This window comes from Arthrobacter sp. P1_A5 (assembly GCF_056406825.1).
Map to the genome: position 1 here is coordinate 1 of NZ_JBFTZL010000049.1, position 22214 is coordinate 22214.

Here is a 22214-nt window from a genome sequence, read left to right on the forward strand (position 1 = left end):
TTGACTGTCCACACAAGGACCTGCAGCCCGTGCCCGTGTTCCCGCCGGATAAAACCCGGCGTCACCAACGGCACCGCAACGTAGCGGACGGGAACCTGCAGGGCGTGGACTCCGCGCAGTGACCGGCGCACCACGGCAGACATCAACGGCGTCGGCAGCACGGGGCCCAGCAGGACGAACACGGCGTTGGACACGATGCCGGCCGAGCTCGCGGCGGGACGGCTCAGCTGCTTCAGCACTGCCCGGCGCCGCCGGTCCGAGAAACTGGCCACCAGCACGCGGTCGTGCAATCCGTGGCGTTCGATCGCCGAGGCCAGGGTGCCCACTGAGTTCCAGTCCTTGACGTCAATATTGAGCCGGACGTCCGGGAAGGCAGCGATCAACTCATCGAACCGCGGGATCGGTTCGGTCCCGCCGATCCTGGCCCGGGCCACGGTTGAGGCCGGAAGGTCCGCGATTTGGCCCCGGCCCTCTGTGATCCGGTCCAGGGTCTTGTCGTGGAAGAGCACCAACACGCCGTCGGCCGTGGTGTGCACGTCCGTCTCCAGATACCGGAACCCGAGGTCGACGGCAGCTCGGAACGCGGCCATCGAGTTCTCCAGCCCGTCCAGCGAAAAGCCCCGGTGGGCCAGCGCCAGCGGCGCCCGGGAACCGCCCGGGGCCGGGGTGGCGGCGCCCGCCGGGCCGCCGTCGCGATCCCCGCGAGGGGCAAAGTAGGGGTGCAGGTCAGTCACTCCTGAAGCGTACCCGAGCCTTGGGCCGCCGGGACCGGGTTCGACCGGGGCTTGCGGCCCGGCACTGGCGGCTCGGGCCCATCGGTGCCAGGTCAGCGGGGCCGGGTCAGCGGCCTCAGCGGGACGGGGTGTCAGCAGCCTGCTGGCGGATTTCGACGCCGTCGCTGCAGTGCAGCAGCGTGCGGCCGCGGCCGCCGTCGAGGTCGACCCAGACCACGCTGTGGTCCGCCGTCACGGCGTCCACAAGCCCACCGGCCTCAACGCCCGGGGCGAGCCGGACGCTGACGCGGTCGCCCTGGCGCAGCTGCCGCCAGTGCCGGTCCGGTTCCACCGGGTGCAGGGGTTGTTCGTCCGTGTTGTTGATGCGGTGCCTGGCCATGATGTCCCCATTCTCGGTCAAACGTTTCGTCGCGAGCTTTCAGCCTAGGAGGCCAAGGTGAACGCCAGTTGACAGCGAGCTGGGAATCCGGTGTCCGCCGGGAACCGGGCGACCGGTGCGGGGACGTGGGCGGGCGCGTGAACCGGGCCGCGGGTGCGGGGACGTGGGCGGGCGCCGGGTGCGGGCGTGGGGACCTGGGCCGGGGCCGGGGTTTTAGGGCAGCCGGACGCCGAGTTCGGCGAGCTTGGCCTCGAGGATTTGGGCAACGCCGTCGTCGTCGAAGTGCGGGGCCTGCCGGCCGGCGGCCCGGATCGCTTCCGGGTGGCCGCTGGCCATCGCGTAGCCGTGCCCGGCCCAGCGAAGCATCTCGATGTCGTTGGGCATGTCCCCGAATGCCACCACGTCCGCGGCGCCGATGCCGAGGGACGACGCATATTCAGCCAGGGCCACGGCCTTGTTCACGCCTGGCAGAGACAGCTCGAGGAGGGCCATGTTCGGCGCCGAGTGCGTCGCGGCGGCCAGATGGGCGACGGCGGGCGTCACCTCGGCCAGGAACTCGTCGGCGGTGCCCTCCCGGACAATGGCCAGGAACTTCGCCACGGCGTCCCCCTCGGTGAGGGTGGTGTGCAGCGGGGCCGGGGTGAATTCCCCGAGCAGTTCGCTCGAGCCGTTTTGGATAAAGCCCGGTTCCAGATGGAAGCCCGTCAGGGTTTCGGCGGCAAACAGCGCCGACGGACGCAAGCGCTTGATGATGCGGCGGACCTCGAACATGGCGTCGAGGTCCAGTGTCCGCGCCGAGAGCAGGCGGTCCGCCTCGAGGTCCCACACGACCGCGCCGTTGGAGCAGATGACCGTTCCGGTATGCCCCAGCTGGTCCTGCAGGGGGTGGAGCCAGCGCGGCGGCCGTCCGGTGACGAACACCAGTTCCAGCCCGGCGTCGCGGCAGGCGTGGAACGCGCGGACGGTCCGGTCGCTGATTTTGCCGTCATGGCCGAGGATCGTTCCGTCAATGTCACTTGCTACCAGCCGCATAGTGCCAGTCTACGTGCGCCGGGGCGGCAGGCCCTCGCGGAGGCATTCGCCGAGTTCGCCGGACCGCGTCGGGTTCGCCGGACAATCACGGCGAACTGGGGAGTTTCCGGCGAGTTCGACGGCGGCAGGTGGCGGCGGGCGGGCAGGCGGGGCGACGTCGAGCTCGGCGGAGGCGGGCTCAGTGGCGTTCGAAGATGCCGGTGAGCGTGCCGCGGCCCAGGGTGTGCTGCGACAGCTTCGCTTCCAGGCTGCCCGGAGCGGTGTGCTCGTTGAGTCCGGAAGGTGCGATGTCGAGCGCGTGGACGGTGATGACATACCGGTGCGGCCCGTGTCCGGGAGGCGGCGCGGCGCCCAGATAGCCGTGGAACCCGCCGTCGTTCTTCAACTGGATGGCGCCCGGGGGAAGGAGCCTGCCGCCCTCTGCGCCCGCTCCTGCCGGCAACGAGGTGACGTCGGCGGGGACGTCCAGCACGGCCCAGTGCCAGAAGCCGCCGCGCCCCGGGGCGTCGGGGTCGAACATCGTCACCGCGTAGCCCTTGGTGCCGGCCGGGGCGCCGCTCCAGCTCAGCTGCGGGGATTCGTCCCGGCCGCCGGCGCGCATTTTGCCGCTGCGCTGGGCAGCCGGGAGCGTCTGGCCCTCCGCGAAGGATTCACTGCGGACGGGGAACACCGGAACATCGTGGCGTGTCATGGCTGCCTTTCACTCACTGCAGGGGCTGGGCCCCCATTTCCATCCGTGCCAGCTCCGCGCGCGTGGGCGGGTTCGCGCCGGCGCGGGACACGGTGACCGCCGCTGCCCGGGAGGCATGGGCGAGGACATCGCGGAGGCTTTCGGCGGAGAGTTCGCGCAGGCCCTTGCGGTTTTGTGCCCCGTCCAGGCCCAGATCCACCACGCCGGACAGGAGCGCGGCCATGAAGGAGTCGCCGGCGCCGACTGTGTCCGCAACGTTGATCTCGGGGGCGGGGAACTGCGCCTCACCTGCGGCGTTGATACCCCAGGGCCCCTTGCTGCCGCGGGTCACCACCACCATTGCCGGCCCTTCGGAGCCGCCTATCGCCTGCCAGCGGCGGGCCGAGTCCAGCGGGTCCACGCCCGGGTAGAGCCATTCGAGGTCCTCGTCGGAGGCCTTCACAACGTCGGCGAGGCGCACGAACTTTTCGGCCTGCCCGCGGGCGTAGTCCACGTCCGGGATGATGCTGGGACGGCAATTGGGGTCGAAGCTGATGGTGGCGGACGGGTGGGCGCGCTCGACGGCGGCAAACACATCGGCGGCGCCCGGCGCCAGCATGGTGGCGATCGAACCGGTATGCAGCAGTGTGGTTCCCTGGAGCAGGAACGGCAGGCGCGCCGCGACGCCGGGAAGCTCCCAGGCGAGGTCGAACGTGTACGTGGCGGCGCCGGCGTCGTCGATCAGGGCGGCGGCCACACTGGTGGGCAGCTCATCGGGTCCCACCGGGAGCAGCACGGAACTCGACTTCAGGTGCGCGGCGAGGGCCTCACCATACGCATCGCGGCCGTAGCGGCCGATGAACTGGACCGGATGGTCCAGCCGCGCCAGCCCCACGGCCACGTTGAGGGGGCTGCCGCCGACATGGGCCTGGACGCCGGAGGACCGCTGGACTACATCAACCAGCCCCTCGCCAATAACTGTGAGCATGACCATACTCTGCCAGAGAATGCCCTCCGGTGCCGTGTGTTGCGCCCGCCTCCCGTTTCCGCCGTGCCGGCGTCACTGCCGGCGCTCCCGGGCCGCAGGCGCTCAGGCCGCGGTGGTGTCCAGCACGATCCCGGCGGACGCGGCGTGGGCAAACCTGGCATCGATGTGGACCACGTCCCGGCCTGCCCGCTGCAGGAGGCTGGCGGCGACCCCGGCACGGTACCCGGAACCGCAGTGCACCCAGAGTTTCCCGGCGGGAATGTCCCCGAGGCGCAGCAACAGCTCGTGCAGCGGCACGTTGACCGCGCCCACCACACGGGCGGCGGCGAATTCGTCGGCCCGGCGCACGTCCAGGACGGTGTCCTCAGGCGCCCGGCCGGCGAGCACGCCGTCCCAGCCCACGCGCGGGTAGGAGGCGAGCCCGGCCTGCGGGGCGAGGGCGTGCGGCTCGGAACCGAGCGCGGCGTCGGGGGATTCGATGCCGATCCGGGAGAGGTCGCGGATGGCGTTCTCAACGTCTTCCCGCGAGCCCACCAGGGTCAGCGGTTCGCGCCACGGCAGCACCCAGCCGAGATAGGTGGTGAAACTGGAGCCGGCGCCATACTCAAAACTGACGCTGCCCTTGAGGTGGCTGTTGGCGAACGCCACGCGCCGGCGCAGGTCCACCACCCACTCGCCGCCGGCCAGGCGCCGGGTGAGTTCGGCGGCATCGAGCGATGCCGGAACGGCCAGCTCGGCAGGGCCCGGGCCCCGGACATTGGCCGGACTCATGTGCGCGTAGTAGGAGGGGTGGTCCGTGAGGTTGGCGATGAGTTGGCGGACGAAGTGGTCCTCATCGGGGTCCGTTAGGGCGTGGTTGGCGGCAAGCTGCTCGCCGATGGTGGAGGACCGGGCACCGCTGGCGGGTCCGGAGGAGCAGAACGAGCCGAATCCGTGGGTCGGGAACAGCGCCGCGTCAGGGCCGGCCTCGGCGGCGAGGCGACGGACCGAAGCGTACTGGTCGTGGGTCAAGCCAACCGTGTCCGCCTCGGCGACAAGGTCCGTGCGGCCCACCGAGCCATACAGGAGGCTGCCGCCCGAGAAGACAGCCTGCTTCCCGCCGTCGTCCACGATGAACGACAGGTGGGTATGCGTGTGGCCGGGCGTGGCGACCGCCTTGACGGTAAGCGAGCCCACGCGGACTGTTTGGCCGTCCGTGATGGGAGTGCGCTCGAACCCGACGGCGTCGGCGGCGTTGACGAGATAGCTGGCGCCGTGGGCGCGGGCCAGGATCAGCCCGCCGGTGATGTAGTCATTGTGCATGTGCGTTTCGGCCACGTGCGTGATGGCTACCCCGGCGTCACGGGCGGCCGCCTCGATGCGGTCCGTGTCGCGCTGCGGGTCGATCGCCAGCGCCACCGAGCCGTCGTGGACCAGGTAGCTGCGGTCCCCGAGCTGCGGGGTCTCGATGACGATGACTTCCATGGTCCCTCCGGTGCGGTCAGCCCCTTGAAGGTCAGCCCCGGTTGACGGGGTGTCCCTCGTCCTGCCACTTCATGATCCCGCCGGTGACGTTGACGGCGTCGTATCCCTGGTCCTCCAGGTAGGTGGCGGCCTGGGCACTGCGGCCCCCGGCGGCGCACATGACGTAGACGGTGCCGCTGGCCGGGACCTCGGCGAGGGACTGGACGAACCGTGAGAGCGGGATGCTCCGGGCGCCGGGAACGCGGACGGCGACGTATTCGTCTTCCTCGCGGACATCGACGATTTCGGTGGCGTCGCCCAGGGCGGCCAGGTCCTTGACGGAAATGCTCTTCATGCCTGTTCCTTTCGCGGGCGCCGGACGGCCCGGCGCGCGTATTCCAGCTCAATCATGATACCCCTTGGGGTATCATTGACCCTCCGGACGGCCCCTCCCGCCACACCCCAAATATAGCCCGTCGGCCTGGCCTGCCAACCTAGCTTGCGGGGCGGTCCTGCTGGTAGACGTCCGGGATGCCGTCGTGGTCCGAGTCGACCTGTTCCGCCTCCTCCGCACGCCGGTACTGGTGGTTGCGTGTGCGGAGCACCGTGGTGGCGAGGAGCGCGGCGAGCAGTGAGGCCGCGAGGATCCCTACCTTCGCGTGGTCTTCGTGCGCAGTGCCCTGGCCGAAGCTCAACTCGGCAAGCAGCAGCGAGACCGTGAAACCGATGCCGGCGAGGATGGCGAGGCCGAAGACGTCGATCCACTTGAAGGACGCGTCCAGGCGTGCCCGCGTGACTTTGGTGATGAGCCATGTGGTGCCGAGGATCCCCGCCGGCTTTCCGGCAACCAGCGCCACGATGATGCCCACCGCCACGGGGTCCGTCAGGGCGGCGCCGAGGCCCTGCCAGCCGCCTATGGCCACCCCGGCGGAAAAGAACGCGAAGACCGGGACGGCGATCCCGGCCGAGATGGGGCGGAACCGGTGTTCGAAAATCTCCGCCAGGCCCGGGCCGGCTTCAGGGCCGCCGCTGGCCTTCGAACGTTTGACGGGAATGGCAAATCCGAGCAGGACCCCGGCCACGGTGGCGTGGATGCCTGATGCGTGCACGAGGGCCCACGTCGCGAAGCCGAGCGGCAGCAGGATCACCCAGGCTGCGGCTGCGTGCGTGCCGAAGAACCGCCGGTATTTGTGCGCCAGGAACGTGTAGAGGCCCAGCGGGAGCAGGGCCAGCAGGAACGGCTCGGGGTGGAGATCGCTGGTGTAGAAGATCGCGATGATGGCGATGGCCAGGAGGTCGTCGACGACGGCGAGGGTCAGCAGGAAGATCCGCAGCGCACTGGGCAGGTGGGAACCGATGAGCGCCAGCACCGCGACGGCGAAGGCGATGTCGGTGGCGGTGGGAATGGCCCAGCCGTGCAGCGTTTCGGGACCGGAGAGGTTAATGGCCGCGTAGATGAGTGCCGGAACGGCCACACCGCCAACGGCGGCGGCCACCGGAACCACGGATTTGCTCGGCTGGCGCAGGTCGCCGGCAACGAACTCGCGCTTGAGTTCGAGCCCCACCAGGAAGAAGAAGATGGCCAGCAGGCCGTCGGCGGCCCACGCGCCCAGGCTCAGGTCCAGATGCCAGGGCGCGTAGCCGATGGTGAAGTCGCGCAGCGCGAAGTAACTCTCCGAGGCCGGGGAGTTGGCCCAGATAAGGGCCACCATCGCCGCGGCGACCAGCAGGGCGCCGCCCACGGTTTCCTTGCGGAGGATCTCGCCGATCCGCAGGGCCTCGGCATAGCTGCCCCGGCCGAAAATGGTGAGGCGGGGCGGCGAAGGAGGGGGCGGTGTTGGTGAAGAGGGTGTTGGCGAAGGGGGCAGGGCGCTCATGGGATCCTCAAAATGGGGTCGACGGAACTATGCCGACCAGACTTCCCGGCGCACCTGCGCTCCAGTCTATTCGCTTTCGCCGGCCAGGGGATGCCGTCAGGGACACCGGGACCCCCTCCCGGCCGGGCGGCAGGCCTGGCAGGTCGCCGGGCGGGCGCCGGGCGGGCAGGCGGGCGCCTGGCGACGTCCGGGTTTCAGACCAGCAGCTGCTGCACGAGTTCACGGCATTTCCGGTACGCGGGTGCCTTCGGATCGATGAGCGCGAAGTGGTCGCCCGGGACCTTGAGCAGCTGGACCGGCGCACCGGCCGCCTTGGCTGCTCCGGTGTAGGTCTCGGACTGGCTTACCGGCACGGTATCGTCCTCCGTGCCGTGAACGGCATATACGGGCACGCCCAGCGGCACCGCACTCATGGGGTCCGCAAATTTATGCCGTTTGGGATATTTCTCCGACGAGCCACCCAGGAAGTTGCTGACGGCGCCGTTGCTGAGGTTGAGCCGCTCGGCGGCCGCGAGGTTAAGTACCCCCGACTGGCTGACGACGCCGGTGAGCTGCACCGCGCCGTCGTCGTCGCCCCGACGCGTCAGCTGGCGGTCCGCGTCCGGGGCACCAAGCCCCGCGAGCCGGCGGCGTCCCGCCGCCCAGACGGCGAGGTGGCCGCCTGCCGAGTGGCCCAGGGCCACCACGCGGTCCAGTCCCAGCCCGTGCTCTTCGGCCAGTTCACCGAGCTTGTCGATTCCGGCCAGGACGTCGGCGAACGTGTTGGGCCAGCCTCCGCCATTGCCGGCCCGCCGGTACTCCAGGTTCCAGGCTGCCATGCCGTGCGCGGCGAGGTCCTTGGCAAGGGGCTCCCCCAGTTCTGCGCCGTACTGCGAACGCCAGTACCCGCCATGGATCACCACCACCACACCCTTGGGCGCGGCAACATCCGGGAGGAAGAGCTCACCCCACTGGCTGGGGTCCTCGCCATATTGGTACTTGTGCCTCTTCACAGCGTCCTCCTTGGGGCCCGGTGAACAGGCGGCGGAGACTGCCCCCAGAGTCACCGCCGCTGCGGCCGCGATCATAGTTCGCCGCCGCATTTCAGCCATGTGTTGAGCCTACCTTGGGCACCAAGCGGCCCAGCGCAGGCCGGACCCCTCGCATGCCGGACCGCTCCCATGCCTGCTGCGCTGCCCTTGCCTGCGGGCGTGCCCGGCGGTGCCAGCCTGCGGGCCGGTGTCGGTGGTGCGCCGTAAGCTGGATCCATGGCGAGCAACTGGGACCGTTTGGACGTGAGCCTGCGCGATTCCGTGCAGGAGAACGTGGAGTTGTACGAGCGGGTCCGGCCTGCCCTGAAGCTGGTCACCCGGGAGGTCCTGCTCACACTGCGGACCATGCTCAAGGACACCGAAGTCACGCCGTTGTTCGTCACCGGACGCACCAAGACCGTTGAATCCTTCCGCGAGAAGATCTCCCGCACGGAAGAACCGCTGGAGCCGGGCGGGCCACCTGTGCTGAAGTTCCCGGACCCGTTCCGGACCCTGAATGACATGGTGGGAATCCGTGTGATCACCAAGCTGCCGGCGGAAAACGCGGTGGTGGCGAATCTGATCAAGCGCCAGCGCCAGCTCTTTGACTGCCGGGGGGACCGGGAAAAGGACATCGGCTCGATCGAGTCCGGCACATACGGCTACTCCAGCCGGCACCTGATCCTGCGGACCATCCAGAACGAGGCCGTCAAGGACTACCAGCTGGCCTTCAACCCGGACGTCCCGCCGAACGGCAGCTACTTCTTCGAGTGCCAAATCCGGACCGTCTTCGCCCACGCCTGGAGCGAGATCGAGCACGACATCCGGTTCAAGGCCGAGGACCCGCGGGCGTGGACCCCGCACTTCGACCGCCAGTTCACCGCGACGGCCGCCATGCTGGAGACCGTGGAGAGCGCGTTCTCGGACCTGCACGAACGCTACGAGGAGGTCCGCGGCTACTGGGACATGGACGGTGAGGGTGCCGCGCAGCTGACGCCCAACCGGATCCGCGACGTCTGGCGGACCCTGCTGCCGCACGTGGACCGGAAGGTCGACGACGACTGGGGCTGGGCCGCGGAGCTCATGGCCGCCCACGGCCTCAACCAGACCATGCAGCTCGCCGGGCTGCTTAGCGCCAACCGGATCACCGAGGTCCGCAAGGCCCTGGACCACCGCTACTCCCCCGGCCCGGACCGGCTCCTCGATGACCTGCTGCTGTGGCAGTACGGCACCGAACACATCGAGCTCACCGCCGAGCCGGCCGACGCCGTCCCGCACCCCCGGCGCGACAGCCTCCTGCGCCGGCTCAAGCAGATCGAACGGTACCGGCTCACCCAGGGCTAGCGCGCGCCTGCCTCCGCGGGTGCCCTCTGCCACCACCGATTCTCCCCACCTTTGAACCAGCGACGCCGGGCCTCACCGGCGGTCCGCCCCGACACGCCGGGTGCGGCGACCAAAGGTGGGGAATTTCAGCGCCAGCGGGGCGGATGGTCGATGGACGCGGACGGCGGGTGCGGCTACGTGTGGGCGTAGGTGAGGCAGTCGGCGTTGTCGACGCCCGGGCCCACGTGAACTTCGGGCGCCTTGCACATCAGATGGTCGTTGTGGGTGCACTCCGAACGCTGGCAGGCGCCGACGTCGGCCAGCACCTTGGGGAGCCCGCCGTGCACACCGATGTCGATGAAGGTCGCGCAGGAGGCATGGTCTGCGGCGCCGCCGACGGTAATGGCGGCCGCGTTGCAGTGCGAGTGGTCATTGAAGGAGCAATTGCTCACGCTGCAGTCGGCTACGTGCGTCGTCATTGGATTTCCTCCATGCTCCGGCCACCCGGACGGGCGGCGCCGTAAATCCACGCTAGGCCGCACCAAGGCAAACAAAAAGACCCAAACGTGTGACCTAATACCGGCCCGACCGGTCGCGCCTTCCCGTCAGTTCCCCGCGCCGAGCTTGCCGGCCAGGCGTTCGCGCATCAGGGCGCTGGCCTGGTTCAGGCCCACGACGTCGACGCTCTTGCCGTGCTGCCGGTACTTCTCCGTGATGGCATCCAAAGCGGCGATCGTGGAGGTGTCCCACAGGTGGGAGTCGCGCATGTCGATGACGACGCGTTCGGGGTCCAGTGCGTACTCGAACTGGGTGTAGAGGTCATTCGCGGAGGCGAAGAACAGCTCGCCGTCCACGCGATACGTGGCCCGGCCGCCGTCGTGCTCCGTCACCGTGCGCTCGACGGTGACGAAGTGGGCCACCCGCCTGGCGAACAGGACCATCGCGACGAGTACGCCGACCCCGACGCCGGTTGCCAGATTGTGCGTGGCAACGGTGACCGCCACCGTCACTGCCATGACGGCGGTTTCGCTCTTGGGCAGCGCCTTGAGGGTGGCGGGCCGGATGCTGTGCCAGTCAAAGGTGGCGACTGATACGAAAATCATGACGGCCACGAGCGCGGCCATCGGGATGAGGGACACAATGTCTCCGAGTGCCACCACGAGGATGAGCAGGAAGACGCCGGCCAGAAGGGTGGAGATCCGGGTCCGGGCGCCGGAGGCTTTGACGTTGATCATGGTCTGGCCGATCATGGCGCAGCCGCCCATGCCGCCGAAGATGCCGGTGACAATGTTCGCGACACCCTGCCCCCAGGCCTCGCGGGTCTTGGCTGAACCCGTGTCCGTGATGTCATCCACGAGCTTCGCGGTCATGAGGGATTCGAGCAGGCCCACGAAGGCCATGGCCAGCGCGAACGGGAAGATGACCTGCAACGTTTCGAGTGTGAACGGCACGTTGGGCAGTGACAAAGAGGGCAGCGAGTCCGGCAGTGCACCCTTGTCCCCCACAGTGGGAACGACGACGGCGGCCGTCACCGTAATGAGCGTCAGGGCCACAATGGCCACGAGGGGTGCGGGGACGGCTTTGGTGAGCCTGGGCAGGCCGAAGACGACCAGCAGGCCCAGCGCGGTAAGCGGGTAGACCAGCCAGGGTACGCCGATCAGCTCGGGCACCTGCGACAGAAAGATCAGGATGGCCAGGGCGTTCACAAACCCCACCATGACCGGGCGGGGGATGAACCGCATCAGTTTCGCCACCCCGGAGAGGCCCAGCACGATCTGGAAAATGCCGGTCAGAATCACCGCCGCCACAAGGTAATCCAGTCCGTGGGACTTCACCAGTGGGGCGATTACCAGGGCGACAGCGCCGGTGGCCGCCGAAATCATCGCCGGACGGCCGCCGACGAAGGCGATGGTCACTGCCATCGTGAAGGACGCGAAGAGCCCGATCCTCGGGTCCACGCCGGCGATGATCGAGAAGGCGATCGCCTCAGGAATCAGCGCCAGTGCCACCACGAGGCCGCCCAAAACCTCGGTCTTGAGCCGTCGCGGGGACGTCAAGGCGCCTCGGACCGATTGCAGTTGTGCAGGCGTGGCGGCCGGGGCCTGCGCGTCGATACTGGTGGCCATCGCTGGCTCCGTTCGTGGTCAAGGAGGCCCAACGGCCGCCAGATGTCAAAGAATGTGCAGAATTCAGGGAAGGTGGGGCGCTGCGTCGCGCCGGGGTGGGGAGTTCGCCTTTTCGGGCTCACCCACGCAATGAACCCTACCCGTCCGATTCCCGCCCGCACGGCGGCCTAAAAATCTGACATATTTGTCTGACAGGTGGTCACGAAGTGGCCACCCCGTGGACGCCGGTGGCACCATTCTTGGATGCTTGAGGCAACTAAAACTCCGAATACTGCCCGGGACGCAGGCACTGCCGCCGACGTCCCGGCCAATCCCGCCCTCGCCGCCGAGGCAAAGATTGCCCGCATCGCGGTGACGGTCTTCCCGGTCCTTGTGGTGGTGGCCGGCCTCGCCGGCTTCCTGCTCCCCGGCGCGTTCAAACCCCTCGCCCCCAGCGTGCCCTTCCTGCTGGGCATCATCATGTTCTGCATGGGCCTGACGCTGACGCCGCCCGATTTCGCGTCGGTGGCCAAGCGCCCCTGGGCCGTGGCCCTGGGAATCGTGGCGCACTACGTCATCATGCCGGGGGCCGGCTGGCTGATCGCCGTCGGCCTCCACCTCGAGCCGGAGCTTGCGGTGGGCCTGATCCTGGTGGGCTGCGCGCCGTCGGGCACCGCCTCCAACGTGATGGCGTTCCTCGCCAAGGGCGACGTCGCCCTGTCCGTGGCCGTCGCCTCCGTGTCCACCCTGATCGCGCCGATCGTGACGCCGCTGCTGGTGCTGTTCCTGGCCGGCTCGTACCTGAACATCGACGCCGGGGGCATGGTCCAGGACATCGTCAAGACCGTCCTCCTGCCGGTCATCGCCGGCCTGCTGGCCCGCCTCTTCCTCAAGAAGCTCGTGGCCAAGGTCCTGCCCGCGCTGCCGTGGGCCTCGGCCGTCGTGATTTCCCTGATCGTCGCGATTGTCGTGGCCGGCAGCGCCAGCAAGATCGTCGCCGCGGGCGGCATCGTGTTCCTCGCCGTGGTGCTGCACAACGGCTTCGGCCTGGGCCTGGGCTACCTGGCCGGCAAGCTGGGGCGCCTGGATGACAAGGCGCGCAGGGCCCTCGCCTTCGAGGTCGGGATGCAGAATTCCGGCCTGGCCGCCACCCTCGCCACCGCGCACTTCGGCGCGCTGGCGGCGCTGCCGTCTGCGGTCTTCTCCCTGTGGCACAACGTCTCCGGCGCGATCGTGGCCGCGTGGCTGGCCCGGCGTCCCCTCCGGGAGGCCGCAACCCAGGAAACCGCAACGCGGGACACGGCACCGGCCGCCGCGCTGAAGGCCTAAAGGGTCCTAACCCCGCAACTGTGCCAGCAGCCGAGTGACGGCGCGCCCGGCCAGGATCTCGGGGGTGTCCGTTCCGGCGGGGACCACCTCGTGTCCGCCCTGGACACCAGGGCTGCCGGGCCCGGCGTCGTCCGTGATGAGCACGTGGGGCGTGCCGCGGCCGGCGAGCTCTGCCGTGGCCCCGGAATCGTTGTCCGCCTCCGGCGCGCTGGTGTGGATCACGCCGTCGGCTCCGCCGGAGAGCATGAACTGCCGCCAGTTCCCGCCCAGCAGGATGACCGACTGGTAGCCGTGCTCCGGCAGGATCCTGGCCAGCACCGTGGCGATGGCCCTGTCCCGGGGCTGCTCGAGGTCCGGTACGGCCACGGCCACCAGCTCCGTCCGGCCCCGGCGCATTCCCCGGGCGGCGCTGTTGGCCACATAGCCAAGTTCGCGGACCGCGGCGTGCACCCGGTCCTGGGTGGCCTCGCTGATCCGGGTGGTACCGCCGGAGCGGCCGGAGAGCACATAGGAGACGGTGGTCAGGGAGACCCCGGCCGTCTGCGCGACATCGCGGATGGTGGGCTTGGATCCAGGCCGCACTGATGACTCCCGGCTGTTTCTCCGCCGGGTCCGCGGCGGCTCGTTAATACGTTGTTTCAGGGCAGACCCCCCGTGTGAACTCTAGCCCGAAGCACCGGTTCCCGGCCCACGCCGACCAAGCAGCGCGGCGAGGTTTGCGGCGGGGTTTGCGGCGGGCAGGTCCTTGGTGAATGCCAGCGGCCCGATGGTTTCCGGGTCGGCGGAGAGATCGAACTGTGCCTCGTAACCGGTGCTCAGGTAAAGGCGTTTCGCTTCCGGCTGGCGCGGGCCGGTTGTCAGGTAGACCTTCCGGTAGCCGCGATGGCCGGCCAGCGCCTCCAGCTCGGCAAGGACAAACCGGGCCAGTCCGCGGCGGCGGTGCGCCGAATGCGTCCAGATCCGCTTGAACTCGGCGGTCTGCGGGCCGTGCCGGCGGAACGCGCCGCCGGCCACGGATTCGCCGTTCTCGCGCACAATCAGCAGGGCCCCGCCCGGCGCGGCGAATTCCTCGGCCGGGTAGCGGTTGAGTTCCTCCGCGGCGGCCCCGCGGCCGAAGAGGTTGCCGTAGCGGGTGTCGTATTCGAGCGCGAGCTCATCCAGGAGCGGACGGACCCTGGGATCGCTCATGGGCAGATTGAGGACCGTCAGCGCGGCGGTGTCCACGGGCGGGGTGTCCACGGGTGGGGTGTGTAGTGGGGGCGGGGTCATGACGGGTCCTTTCCGCCGGCGGCGGCCTGCGGCACCGCCCGGCCGGCGTCCGTTTGATCGTTGTTGGCCAGGCCGCTGTCGGCCGGCCCGTTGTTGGGCTTCGCCAGCAGGTTCAGGACGCGCCGGGCCAGGGCATCGTTTTCGCGGAACGGCGCGGCGTTGGTGCCGGGCCGGGCGAAGGCGCCGGCGCCCCAGCCGGAAGTACCGGGCCCGACGCCGAACAGCCGCTCGCGCCGCTCCCCCACCGGGCTGATGAGCTCGTTGTGGGCGGACACCAGGAGCCGTCCGGTCGCGTGCGTGCCGTCGGCAGTGAGGAGCTGCTGTTCGGTGCCGAGCCCGGAGGCGTGCAGCTGGCGCAGCAGCGGGTTCGCGGAGCGGGCCACCGACGGCGCCGGGAGCCGGGCCTCGATCAGGGCCGCCGCTGACACGCTGATCCCGGACTGGGCCGAGCGGGCGACGAACCGGCCCGCGTGCTCCGCGGCCTCGATCTCCAGCCCCGGGCCAATGAACTGCAGCAGCCCGGCCCGGTGGATCGCCAGCATCTCCCGCAGCCTGCGCGGCGGCGGCCCGGAATCGACGAAGCTGAAGAAGCCGTGCCACCAGCCCTGGACCTCCCGCTGCGACCGCGCGTTCAGCCGCTCGGAGGGCACCAGCCGGCCCAGGTCCATGTAGGACTTCAGCAAGGAAGTGAACAGGGCCAGGGTTTCCGAATGGTCCGGCCCGGTGCGCAGCTCAAGGTCGCGGCCAATGTACGCTGCCGCCGCCGACTGGAAGTCTGCGTGGCCGGCGAAGACGCGGCCGGCGAAGGGATGGTCCAGCCGTTCGAGGTCCAGGTGGAGCCCTGCGTCCGGGACGGACCCGGCGACGAGCCGCCGGCGCTCCTGGCTGTACCAGTCCGCGGCGGCGAACCGTTCGGCGAATTCCTGCCAGCCGGTCCGGACCCGTTCCGAGTAACCGGTGAACAGCTCGCGGTAGTACGCGTAGCCGGCGTCCTTGGCGATCAGGGGCCACAGCTGGGCGCGGAAGTCCASCTCGCCGGGCSCRTCCAGCAGCGCCGCGACGGCGTCKGCSGTRAAGAACGCCGGCTCGCCCGCCGCGTCGCCGCGCAGGGCGGACGTGATCTTGGAGTGGTAGGGCACGCCGCGGCGGGAGCCGGCCCACAGCCGCGGCTCGGTACCGGAGGGCACGTAGCGCAGGGCGCCGCCTGGCAGCTCCTCGAACCTGCCGCCGCGGCCCTCCATGAGCAGGACCAGCAGGTCCACGAAGGCCAGGCCCATGCCGGAGACAATCACGTCCTGGCCCGCGGCGAGGGGTGAGTAGTCGACGTCGGTGGTGTAGCTGGGCGCCGCGTGGAACGCGCCGTGCCGGGCGGCAAAACCGGCCCACGCCGCAGACTCCGCATCGGGCAGCGAATCCGCGTGCCCCAGGGAGGCGATTACGACGTCGGCGTGCAGCACCGCGCCGCCGGCCAGTCGGACGCGGTAGCGTTCCGGACCCTGTTCGGCTACATGCTGCACCGGCTCGACGGCGGACGCCGTGTCCCGGTGCACGGTGACGGTGGTGTCCGGTCCGAGGGCGGCGACGGAGCGACGGAAGAACCATTCCAGGTAGACACTCTGCATCTGCCGGGTGGGGAAGGTGGCACCGGTGAGGTCGGCCAGCTGGCGCCGGAGTTCCGCCGGCAGCTCCGGAACATCCGCGATGGACCCGTCCAGGACCCCGGCGGCCCACTTTGCCAGGCCGGGGCCGTCGACCGCGGGTCCCTCGCATTGGACGGAGGCATCCGTGAACATCGTGACGTCCGCCGCCGCGGAGTTGAGCATCAGCCCGGGATGCTGCTCGTAACGCCAGATCCTGCCGGCACCCGGGGTGTGCGGCTCCACGACGTGGATCTGCAGGGCGCCGTCGAGCAGCTCCGGCCGGTTGGCCGCGAGCCGTTCCAACAGCCCGGCCGCGCGCGGGCCGCCGCCGATGAGGACCACGGACGGGGCATTCACTGGCATGACGGTCTCCTGGCTCGGGTGCGGAGCCCTCATGCTAGGCACCCGAAATGGAGCCGGTCGAGGCGCCGGTCACGGCCGTTCACCCCGCGTAACGCGGCGTAAATCGAGGCAAGAATTCGTCRTGTGACGCCGTGCGAACCTGCGTGAACGTATGCAACCTGCCGCCTTGCCGCGCGATTTCGCACGGCCCTAGATTGGCAGCCAACTACCCCCACAGCAACTGGAAGAAGCGAGGTGGCGCATGAGTTCAACAGCAACCCCGGTGGCACAGTCCGCCCCGGAGCCGGCGTCCGCCGGCATCGAATCCGCACCTGAGACCCCGGAGGTCCGGGCCGCAGGGCCCGCACCCGCCGGCGAGACCGCACCGGCCGGAACGGTCGGCTCCGGTTCGGTGGGCCGCAAGGCCGCCACCGACTACGCCGACTACCGGCTGGTCCCGGCCCGCCACCCGTGGCGCTGGGTGGGCACCGCCGTCGTCGCCGTGGGCGTGGCCGGCATTGCCTGGTCGCTGGCCACCAACCCGCGCTGGGAGTGGGGCGTGGTGGCGCAGTGGTTTACCGCGCAGTCGATCGTGAACGGCCTGCTGGAGACCCTGAAGCTGACGGCGATCTCCGGGGCGCTAGGCTTCATCCTGGGTTTCATCCTGGCGCTGATGCGGCTCTCCGCGTCGCCCCTGCTGGTCTCCGTCTCCTGGACGTTCTCCTGGATTTTCCGCTCCACGCCGCTGCTGGTGCAGATGCTGCTCTGGTACAACCTGGGCTACCTCTACGAGAAAATCACCTTGGGGCTCCCCTTCACGGACGTGCGCTTCTTTGAGGCGCAGACCACCACCCTGATCAGCCAGTTCGCCGCGGCAGTCCTCGGCCTGACCCTGAACCAGGCCGCCTACTCCGCCGAGATCATCCGCGGCGGCATCCTGTCCGTGGACCAGGGCCAGCTCGAGGCCGCAACCGCCCTGGGCATTCCGGCCTGGCGGCGTTCCACCAGGATCGTCCTGCCCCAGGCCATGCGGGCCATCCTGCCCACCGCCTTCAACGAGGTGATCGGCCTGGTCAAGGGCACCTCAATCGTTTACGTCCTGGCCTATTCCGAGCTTTTCTACACCGTCCAGGTCATTTACAACCGCACCCAGCAGGTCCTGCCGCTGCTGCTCGTGGCCACGCTCTGGTACGTCGTCATCACCTCGGTCCTGAGCGTCTTCCAGTACTACATCGAGCGGCACTACTCCAAGGGCGCGGTCCGTACGCTGCCCCTGACGCCGCTGCAGAAGGCCCGCAAATTCCTCGCCGTCCATACGCCCGCCGCCCGGGAATCGAACCAGGAAAGGGGCACCCGATGAGCACCGCACTCCGTACGACCACCCAGACCCCGTCCGCGGCCGCTGCCACGGACGCCGTAACAACCCGCGGCCTCGTCGAGATCACGAAGGTCCGCAAGTCCTTCGGCGCCGCGGAAGTCCTCAAGGGCATCACGCTGACGGTCGAGCCCGGGGGTGTCGCCGTGATCGTCGGACCGTCCGGATCCGGCAAATCCACCCTCCTGCGCACCATCAACCACCTCGAAAAGGTCGACGCCGGGTTCATCGCGATCGACGGCACGCTGGTGGGCTACGCGGTCCGCGGGCGCAGGCTCCACGAGTTGCGCGAAAAGGAAATCCTGAAGCAGCGCACCGAGATCGGCATGGTGTTCCAGAACTTCAACCTCTTCCCGCACCTGACCGCGCTGGAAAACGTCACCGAGGCACCGATCGTCGCGCCGCGGGCCGGAAAACCCCGGCTCTCCAAGGCCGAGGCCCGCGACCGCGGGCTGGAACTGCTGGACCGCGTGGGCCTGAAGGACCGTGCCGGCGCCTACCCGCGCCAGCTGTCCGGCGGCCAGCAGCAGCGCGTCGCGATCGCCCGGGCGCTTGCCCTGGACCCGAAGATCCTGCTCTTCGACGAGCCCACGTCGGCCCTGGACCCGGAACTGGTCAACGAGGTCCTGGACGTCATCCGCGGGCTGGCCAAGTCCGGCACCACGCTGATCATCGTCACGCATGAGATGGGCTTCGCCCGCGACGTCGCCGACACGGTGGTGTTCATGGACCAGGGCCAGATCGTCGAGCAAGGCACCCCCCAGGAAATTTTCACCAACCCGCGCGAAGTTCGCACCCGGAGCTTCTTCTCCAAAGTCATCGAACCCGCTTTCAACATCTAAGGAACCCCATGGCAATCAGCTCCGCCCCCCGCACCGCCCGCGCGAGTACTGGTCCCCGGCGGACGCGTGCGGCGCTTCCCGCCGTCGTCCTCATCGGCACCCTGTCCGGCACCCTGGCCCTGAGTGGCTGCGCGGATCCCGGCGCCTCCGCGGCTTCCGGCGGGCAGCCGGCGACGACGGCGGCGCGCAACGGCGTCGTCTACAACACCTCGCCGGACCAGCAGCGGATCCGGGCGGAGAAGGACGCCGCCCTGGCCGCGAAGGTCCCGGCGCTGATCGGCAAGGACGGCAAGCTGACCGTCGCGACGACGGCGGGCGCGATTCCGCTGTCCTTCCACGCCACGGACGACAAGACCCCGATCGGCGTGGAAGTGGACCTGGCCCAGCTGGTCGCGGACAAGCTGGGCCTGGACCTGGACGTCCAGGTGACCTCCTGGGAGAACTGGCCGTTGAAGACCCAGTCCGGTGACTTCGAGGCCGTGTTCTCCAATGTGGGCATCAACGCCGCCCGGGTGAAGCTCTTCGACTTCTCCAGCTACCGCGCCGCGTACATGGGCTTCGAGGCCAAGAAGAGCTCCGGCTACAACATCAAGGGCTCCGACGACATCTCCGGGCTGAAGATCTCGGTGGGCTCGGGCACCAACCAGGAGAAGATCCTGATCGCCTGGAACAAAGAGCTCGAGGCCAAGGGCAAGGCACCCGCGGTGCTGCAGTACTACTCCTCCGACGCCGACACCATCCTGGCCCTGTCCTCCGGCCGCACTGACCTGAACCTCGCGCCCTACCCGTCCGTCACGTACCGGGAAAACACCCGCGACGACCTCAAGGTGGTGGGCAAGGTCAACGCCGGCTGGCCGTCCGAGACCCTGGTCGCGGCCACCACGCTCAAGGGCAACGGCCTGGCCCCGGCCATCACGGACGCCCTGAACTCCGCCATCAAGGACGGCTCCTACGCCAAGGTCCTGGACCGCTGGGGACTCTCCGAGGAAGCCCTTCCCGAGTCCACGACCGTCACTGAGGCCAACTTCGGGACAGCCCCTTCAGGGAAAGCACAGACAGGGAAAACCCAGACAGGGAAAACACAGTGAGGTTCCAGGTCCTCGACATCATCCCGCACCTGAAGAACCCGGTCACCGGGGAGATCGTCTCCACCGCGGACCGGCTCAACCAGGTGGTGGAGACCGCGCGCCGGGCGGAGGAGCTCGGCTACGACAGCTTCTCCGTCGGGGAACGCCACGCGGGTGAGTTCATCTCCTCCTCCCCCACCACCGTGCTCGCCGCCATCGCCGCGGTGACCACCAAGATCCGGCTGCAGAGCGGTGTGACGGTGCTGTCCGTGCTGGACCCGGTGCGGGTCGCGGAAGACTACGCCACGATCGACCAGCTCAGCCGCGGGCGGCTGGAACTGGTGATCGGCAAAGGCAATGAGGTGCTGCAGTACCCGTTGTTCGGCCTGGACCTGGCGGACCAGTGGGAGCTCCTCGCAGAGAAATATGCCGTGCTCCGCCGGCTTTGGACCGAGGAAAACGTCACGTGGTCCGGGAGGTTCCGGGCCGCGCTGACGGAGCCCACCACCACGACGCCGCGGCCGTTCGCCGGGGCGCCGCGGGTCTGGCACGGCTCCGCCACCAGCCTGGCCTCGGCGGCCCTCGCCGCGCAGTGGGGCGATCCGCTGTTCACGGCCAACGCGATCCAGCCGCGGGAAAACTACAAGGTGCTCATTGACCACTACCGCGAGGAATACGCACGGCACGGCCACGATCCCCGGCACCAGTACCTGGGCTCCGGATCGGGCGCGGGCGGGGTGTTCATCGCGGACACCACGCAGGAGGCCAAGCGGCAGTTCGGCCCGGTCTACGAGGCCCTCACGACCGGCCGGAACGTTCCCGGCAACAACTCCCCCTACCGGGACATCGACCACGCCGTCGCCGACGGTCCGGCTCTGGTGGGCAGCCCGGAGCGGGTGATCGACAAGATCCTCAGCTACCACGCGCTCTACGGACACGACCTGCAGTCCATCTCGCTGCCCACCACGCTGCCCTTCGCCCAGCAGCTGGAAATTCTGGAGCGCTTCGCCCTGGAAGTCATTCCGGCCGTCCGCGCCGCCGCGCCCACCACGCTCTGGGGCGACGGCGACCCGTACGCCGGCCGGCCGGCATTCGCCGGCACTACTGAGACCGACGCCGCCGCCCGCGTCACAGCCGACCACAACCACCACGGGAGTTCCCATGTCCACGCCCACTGACACCGACGGCCGTCCTGACCTTCGTCCCGACCGCCACCCCGACCTGGAATTCGAAGCCGCCTGGGCGGACTGGCATGCCGCGCACGAACGCCACCGCGCCAGCCCCCACGGCTTCCTCGCCGTCACCCACCTGCACTGGCTCGAGTGCTCACCCGCCCGGCTGGACGGTGCGCCGGGCACCTGGAGCGTCGAGGACGACGTCGTCCGCCTGGCTTTGGGGGCAGGCGAACGCGTCCTTCGCGACGGGCAGGATCTGAACGCGGACGGAACCGGAGCTACCGTGCTCCTCGGCCCTATCCCCGAGCGCGATGGCCTGAATCTGCGGGTGGAGGATGCCGGCGCCGGCCATACCGTGATCGAGCTCGCCAAGCGCGGCGGCCGCTATGTCGTGCGGCCGCGGCATCCCCTGAACCCGCTGCTCACCGGCTACCGCGGCACCCCCGCCTACGCCCCCAGCATCGAATATGCCATTTCAGGAATATTTGTGCCGTTCGCCGAACCGCGGCCCACCACGGTGGGCGCGGCGGTCGAAGGAATCCACCACGTCTACGAAGCCCCGGGGGAAATCCGCTTCCGGCTCCGCGGCAAGGACCTGAGCCTCACCGCCTTCAACGGCCACGCTCCGGGCACGCTGTCCGTGCTTTTCACGGACGCGACCTCGGGCAAGAGCACCTACGCGGCCAACCGCTCGCTCACCGTGGCGGCTCCGGGCCCCGACGGCACGGTCTGGCTCGACTTCAACCGGGCGGTGAACCTGCCGTGCGCCTACACGGACCTCGCCACGTGCCCGCTGCCGCCGGCGGAGAACCGCCTGCCGGTGCCCATCGAGGCCGGCGAACAGATCCCCTACGAACGACAGGACGCATCATGAGCAGCCATCCCGCCCAGGACGGGCCCCGCGAACACGGCCTCCTCCTGCTGGAGCTCGAAGGTGCCGGCAGCCACCCGGCCGCGTGGCGGGTTTCCCGCACGGCCCCGGCAGCCGTGCTGGGCCCGGAACACCTCCGCGGCGCCGTGCTCGCCGCCGAGTCCGCCGGGTTCCACGCGGCGACGTTTTCCGACCCCGGCCTGCCGGCCCCCGGGCACCCGGACGCCGCGGCCCGGCTCAACGCCCTGCAGCGCGCCGCGTTCGCCGGCCCCGTGACCCGCTCCCTCGCCCTGATTCCGGAAGTGGACACCGCCTACACCGAGCCGTTCCACATCTCCACCCAGCTCGCCAGCCTCGACTACGTGTCCGGCGGACGGGCCGGCTGGCTGGTAGCCGCTTCATCAAGCGCGGCCGATGCCGCCGCCGTCGGACGCGACACCGTGCGCGGGGACCGGCTCTCCCGCGAGGCCGCCGATTCGATCGAGGTCAGCCGCAGGCTCTGGGACTCCTGGGAGGACAACGCCGTGATCCGCGACGTCCCCACCGGGCGCTACCTCGACGTCGACAAGCTGCATTACATCGACGTCGAAAACGGCAGCTATTCCGTCAAGGGTCCGTCGATCATTCCGCGGCCGCCCCAGGGCCAGCTGCCCGTACTGGCCCCGGCCGGGCTCCTCACCGCGGAGGCCGTCGCGGCCGGGGCAGCCGACGCGCTCCTGGTCTCGGCCCCGACGCCCGGGCTC

General features: G+C 69.6%; 22 protein-coding genes. 8 read left to right on the forward strand and 14 right to left on the reverse strand.

The features are described from left to right. From AC1D1S_RS09620 to AC1D1S_RS09660, 9 genes are all read right to left on the reverse strand, one after another. Positions 1–734: glycerophosphodiester phosphodiesterase family protein (locus tag AC1D1S_RS09620; RefSeq protein WP_476994309.1), on the reverse strand; the 734-nt coding region annotated here is incomplete at its 3' end. 115 nt (positions 735–849) lie between these two features. Then, positions 850–1113, reverse strand: coding sequence for a hypothetical protein (locus AC1D1S_RS09625; protein WP_243178283.1), 264 nt, complete (start codon positions 1111–1113; stop codon positions 850–852). A gap of 213 nt (positions 1114–1326) precedes the next feature. Further along, on the reverse strand, positions 1327–2145 hold the full coding sequence (locus AC1D1S_RS09630) for an HAD family hydrolase (RefSeq protein WP_243178282.1): 819 nt from the start codon (positions 2143–2145) through the stop codon (positions 1327–1329). Between the two features lie 178 nt (positions 2146–2323). Next, positions 2324–2836 (reverse strand): YbhB/YbcL family Raf kinase inhibitor-like protein, encoded by a 513-nt coding sequence (locus tag AC1D1S_RS09635; protein ID WP_243178281.1) that lies wholly within the window; start codon positions 2834–2836, stop codon positions 2324–2326. 13 nt (positions 2837–2849) lie between these two features. Then, positions 2850–3803: a carbohydrate kinase family protein gene (locus AC1D1S_RS09640; RefSeq protein WP_243178280.1), complete on the reverse strand. Its 954-nt coding sequence runs from the start codon at positions 3801–3803 to the stop codon at positions 2850–2852. Between the two features lie 102 nt (positions 3804–3905). Beyond that, positions 3906–5267: an MBL fold metallo-hydrolase gene (locus tag AC1D1S_RS09645; RefSeq protein ID WP_243178279.1), complete on the reverse strand. Its 1362-nt coding sequence runs from the start codon at positions 5265–5267 to the stop codon at positions 3906–3908. Between the two features lie 31 nt (positions 5268–5298). After that, positions 5299–5601 carry a rhodanese-like domain-containing protein gene (locus AC1D1S_RS09650; RefSeq protein ID WP_028275958.1) on the reverse strand — a complete coding sequence of 101 codons (303 nt, stop codon included), beginning with the start codon at positions 5599–5601 and terminating at the stop codon, positions 5299–5301. Positions 5602–5740: 139 nt separating this feature from the next. Further along, a complete protein-coding gene (gene nhaA / locus AC1D1S_RS09655; protein WP_476994310.1) occupies positions 5741–7123 on the reverse strand; it encodes a Na+/H+ antiporter NhaA in 1383 nt (460 codons plus the stop codon). A gap of 194 nt (positions 7124–7317) precedes the next feature. Continuing rightward, entirely contained in the window at positions 7318–8115 is a 798-nt protein-coding gene (locus AC1D1S_RS09660; protein ID WP_476945481.1) for an alpha/beta hydrolase, read from the reverse strand. A 255-nt stretch (positions 8116–8370) separates the two neighbouring features. Between AC1D1S_RS09660 and AC1D1S_RS09665 the strand changes: the two genes are divergently transcribed. Beyond that, positions 8371–9477 carry a GTP pyrophosphokinase gene (locus AC1D1S_RS09665; RefSeq protein ID WP_028275955.1) on the forward strand — a complete coding sequence of 369 codons (1107 nt, stop codon included), beginning with the start codon at positions 8371–8373 and terminating at the stop codon, positions 9475–9477. Positions 9478–9650: 173 nt separating this feature from the next. On the opposite strand, the gene AC1D1S_RS09670 is transcribed toward AC1D1S_RS09665, so the two are convergent. Together AC1D1S_RS09670 and AC1D1S_RS09675 are read right to left on the reverse strand one after the other, a co-directional pair. Continuing rightward, entirely contained in the window at positions 9651–9935 is a 285-nt protein-coding gene (locus AC1D1S_RS09670) for a DUF1540 domain-containing protein (RefSeq protein WP_028275954.1), read from the reverse strand. A 126-nt stretch (positions 9936–10061) separates the two neighbouring features. Further along, the gene (locus AC1D1S_RS09675) at positions 10062–11582 is read right to left on the reverse strand and encodes a SulP family inorganic anion transporter (protein WP_476994311.1); all 1521 of its coding nucleotides are present in this window, start codon (positions 11580–11582) and stop codon (positions 10062–10064) included. A 243-nt stretch (positions 11583–11825) separates the two neighbouring features. Here AC1D1S_RS09675 and AC1D1S_RS09680 point away from each other — a divergent pair, with 243 nt between their 5' ends. After that, the gene (locus AC1D1S_RS09680; protein WP_028275952.1) at positions 11826–12890 is read left to right on the forward strand and encodes a bile acid:sodium symporter family protein; all 1065 of its coding nucleotides are present in this window, start codon (positions 11826–11828) and stop codon (positions 12888–12890) included. Positions 12891–12896: 6 nt separating this feature from the next. Here the strand turns inward: AC1D1S_RS09680 and AC1D1S_RS09685 are convergent, their stop codons facing one another. The 3 genes from AC1D1S_RS09685 to AC1D1S_RS09695 all read right to left on the reverse strand — a co-directional run bounded on the left by AC1D1S_RS09685 (position 12897) and on the right by AC1D1S_RS09695 (position 16162). Beyond that, positions 12897–13472, reverse strand: a complete 576-nt coding sequence (locus AC1D1S_RS09685; RefSeq protein WP_028275951.1) for a LacI family DNA-binding transcriptional regulator — start codon at positions 13470–13472, stop codon at positions 12897–12899. 81 nt (positions 13473–13553) lie between these two features. Continuing rightward, positions 13554–14159 (reverse strand): GNAT family N-acetyltransferase, encoded by a 606-nt coding sequence (locus AC1D1S_RS09690; protein WP_476942716.1) that lies wholly within the window; start codon positions 14157–14159, stop codon positions 13554–13556. Further along, positions 14156–16162 (reverse strand): FAD/NAD(P)-binding protein, encoded by a 2007-nt coding sequence (locus AC1D1S_RS09695; RefSeq protein WP_476994312.1) that lies wholly within the window; start codon positions 16160–16162, stop codon positions 14156–14158. Before AC1D1S_RS09695 ends, AC1D1S_RS09690 begins: the two co-directional genes overlap by 4 nt. A gap of 241 nt (positions 16163–16403) precedes the next feature. On the opposite strand from AC1D1S_RS09695, the gene AC1D1S_RS09700 reads away from it, so the two are divergent. From AC1D1S_RS09700 to AC1D1S_RS09725, 6 genes are all read left to right on the forward strand, one after another. Beyond that, positions 16404–17501, forward strand: a complete 1098-nt coding sequence (locus AC1D1S_RS09700; RefSeq protein WP_459383574.1) for an amino acid ABC transporter permease — start codon at positions 16404–16406, stop codon at positions 17499–17501. Further along, positions 17498–18358, forward strand: a complete 861-nt coding sequence (locus AC1D1S_RS09705) for an amino acid ABC transporter ATP-binding protein (RefSeq protein ID WP_028275949.1) — start codon at positions 17498–17500, stop codon at positions 18356–18358. Before AC1D1S_RS09700 ends, AC1D1S_RS09705 begins: the two co-directional genes overlap by 4 nt. A gap of 8 nt (positions 18359–18366) precedes the next feature. Continuing rightward, a complete protein-coding gene (locus AC1D1S_RS09710; RefSeq protein ID WP_476994313.1) occupies positions 18367–19446 on the forward strand; it encodes an ABC transporter substrate-binding protein in 1080 nt (359 codons plus the stop codon). Continuing rightward, positions 19443–20603, forward strand: coding sequence for an LLM class flavin-dependent oxidoreductase (locus AC1D1S_RS09715; RefSeq protein ID WP_476994314.1), 1161 nt, complete (start codon positions 19443–19445; stop codon positions 20601–20603). The genes AC1D1S_RS09710 and AC1D1S_RS09715 overlap by 4 nt, the downstream gene beginning before the upstream one ends. Beyond that, entirely contained in the window at positions 20587–21474 is an 888-nt protein-coding gene (locus tag AC1D1S_RS09720; protein WP_476942721.1) for a DUF1684 domain-containing protein, read from the forward strand. Before AC1D1S_RS09715 ends, AC1D1S_RS09720 begins: the two co-directional genes overlap by 17 nt. Further along, positions 21471–22214: LLM class flavin-dependent oxidoreductase (locus AC1D1S_RS09725; RefSeq protein ID WP_476994315.1), on the forward strand; the 744-nt coding region annotated here is incomplete at its 3' end. The genes AC1D1S_RS09720 and AC1D1S_RS09725, both read left to right, overlap by 4 nt.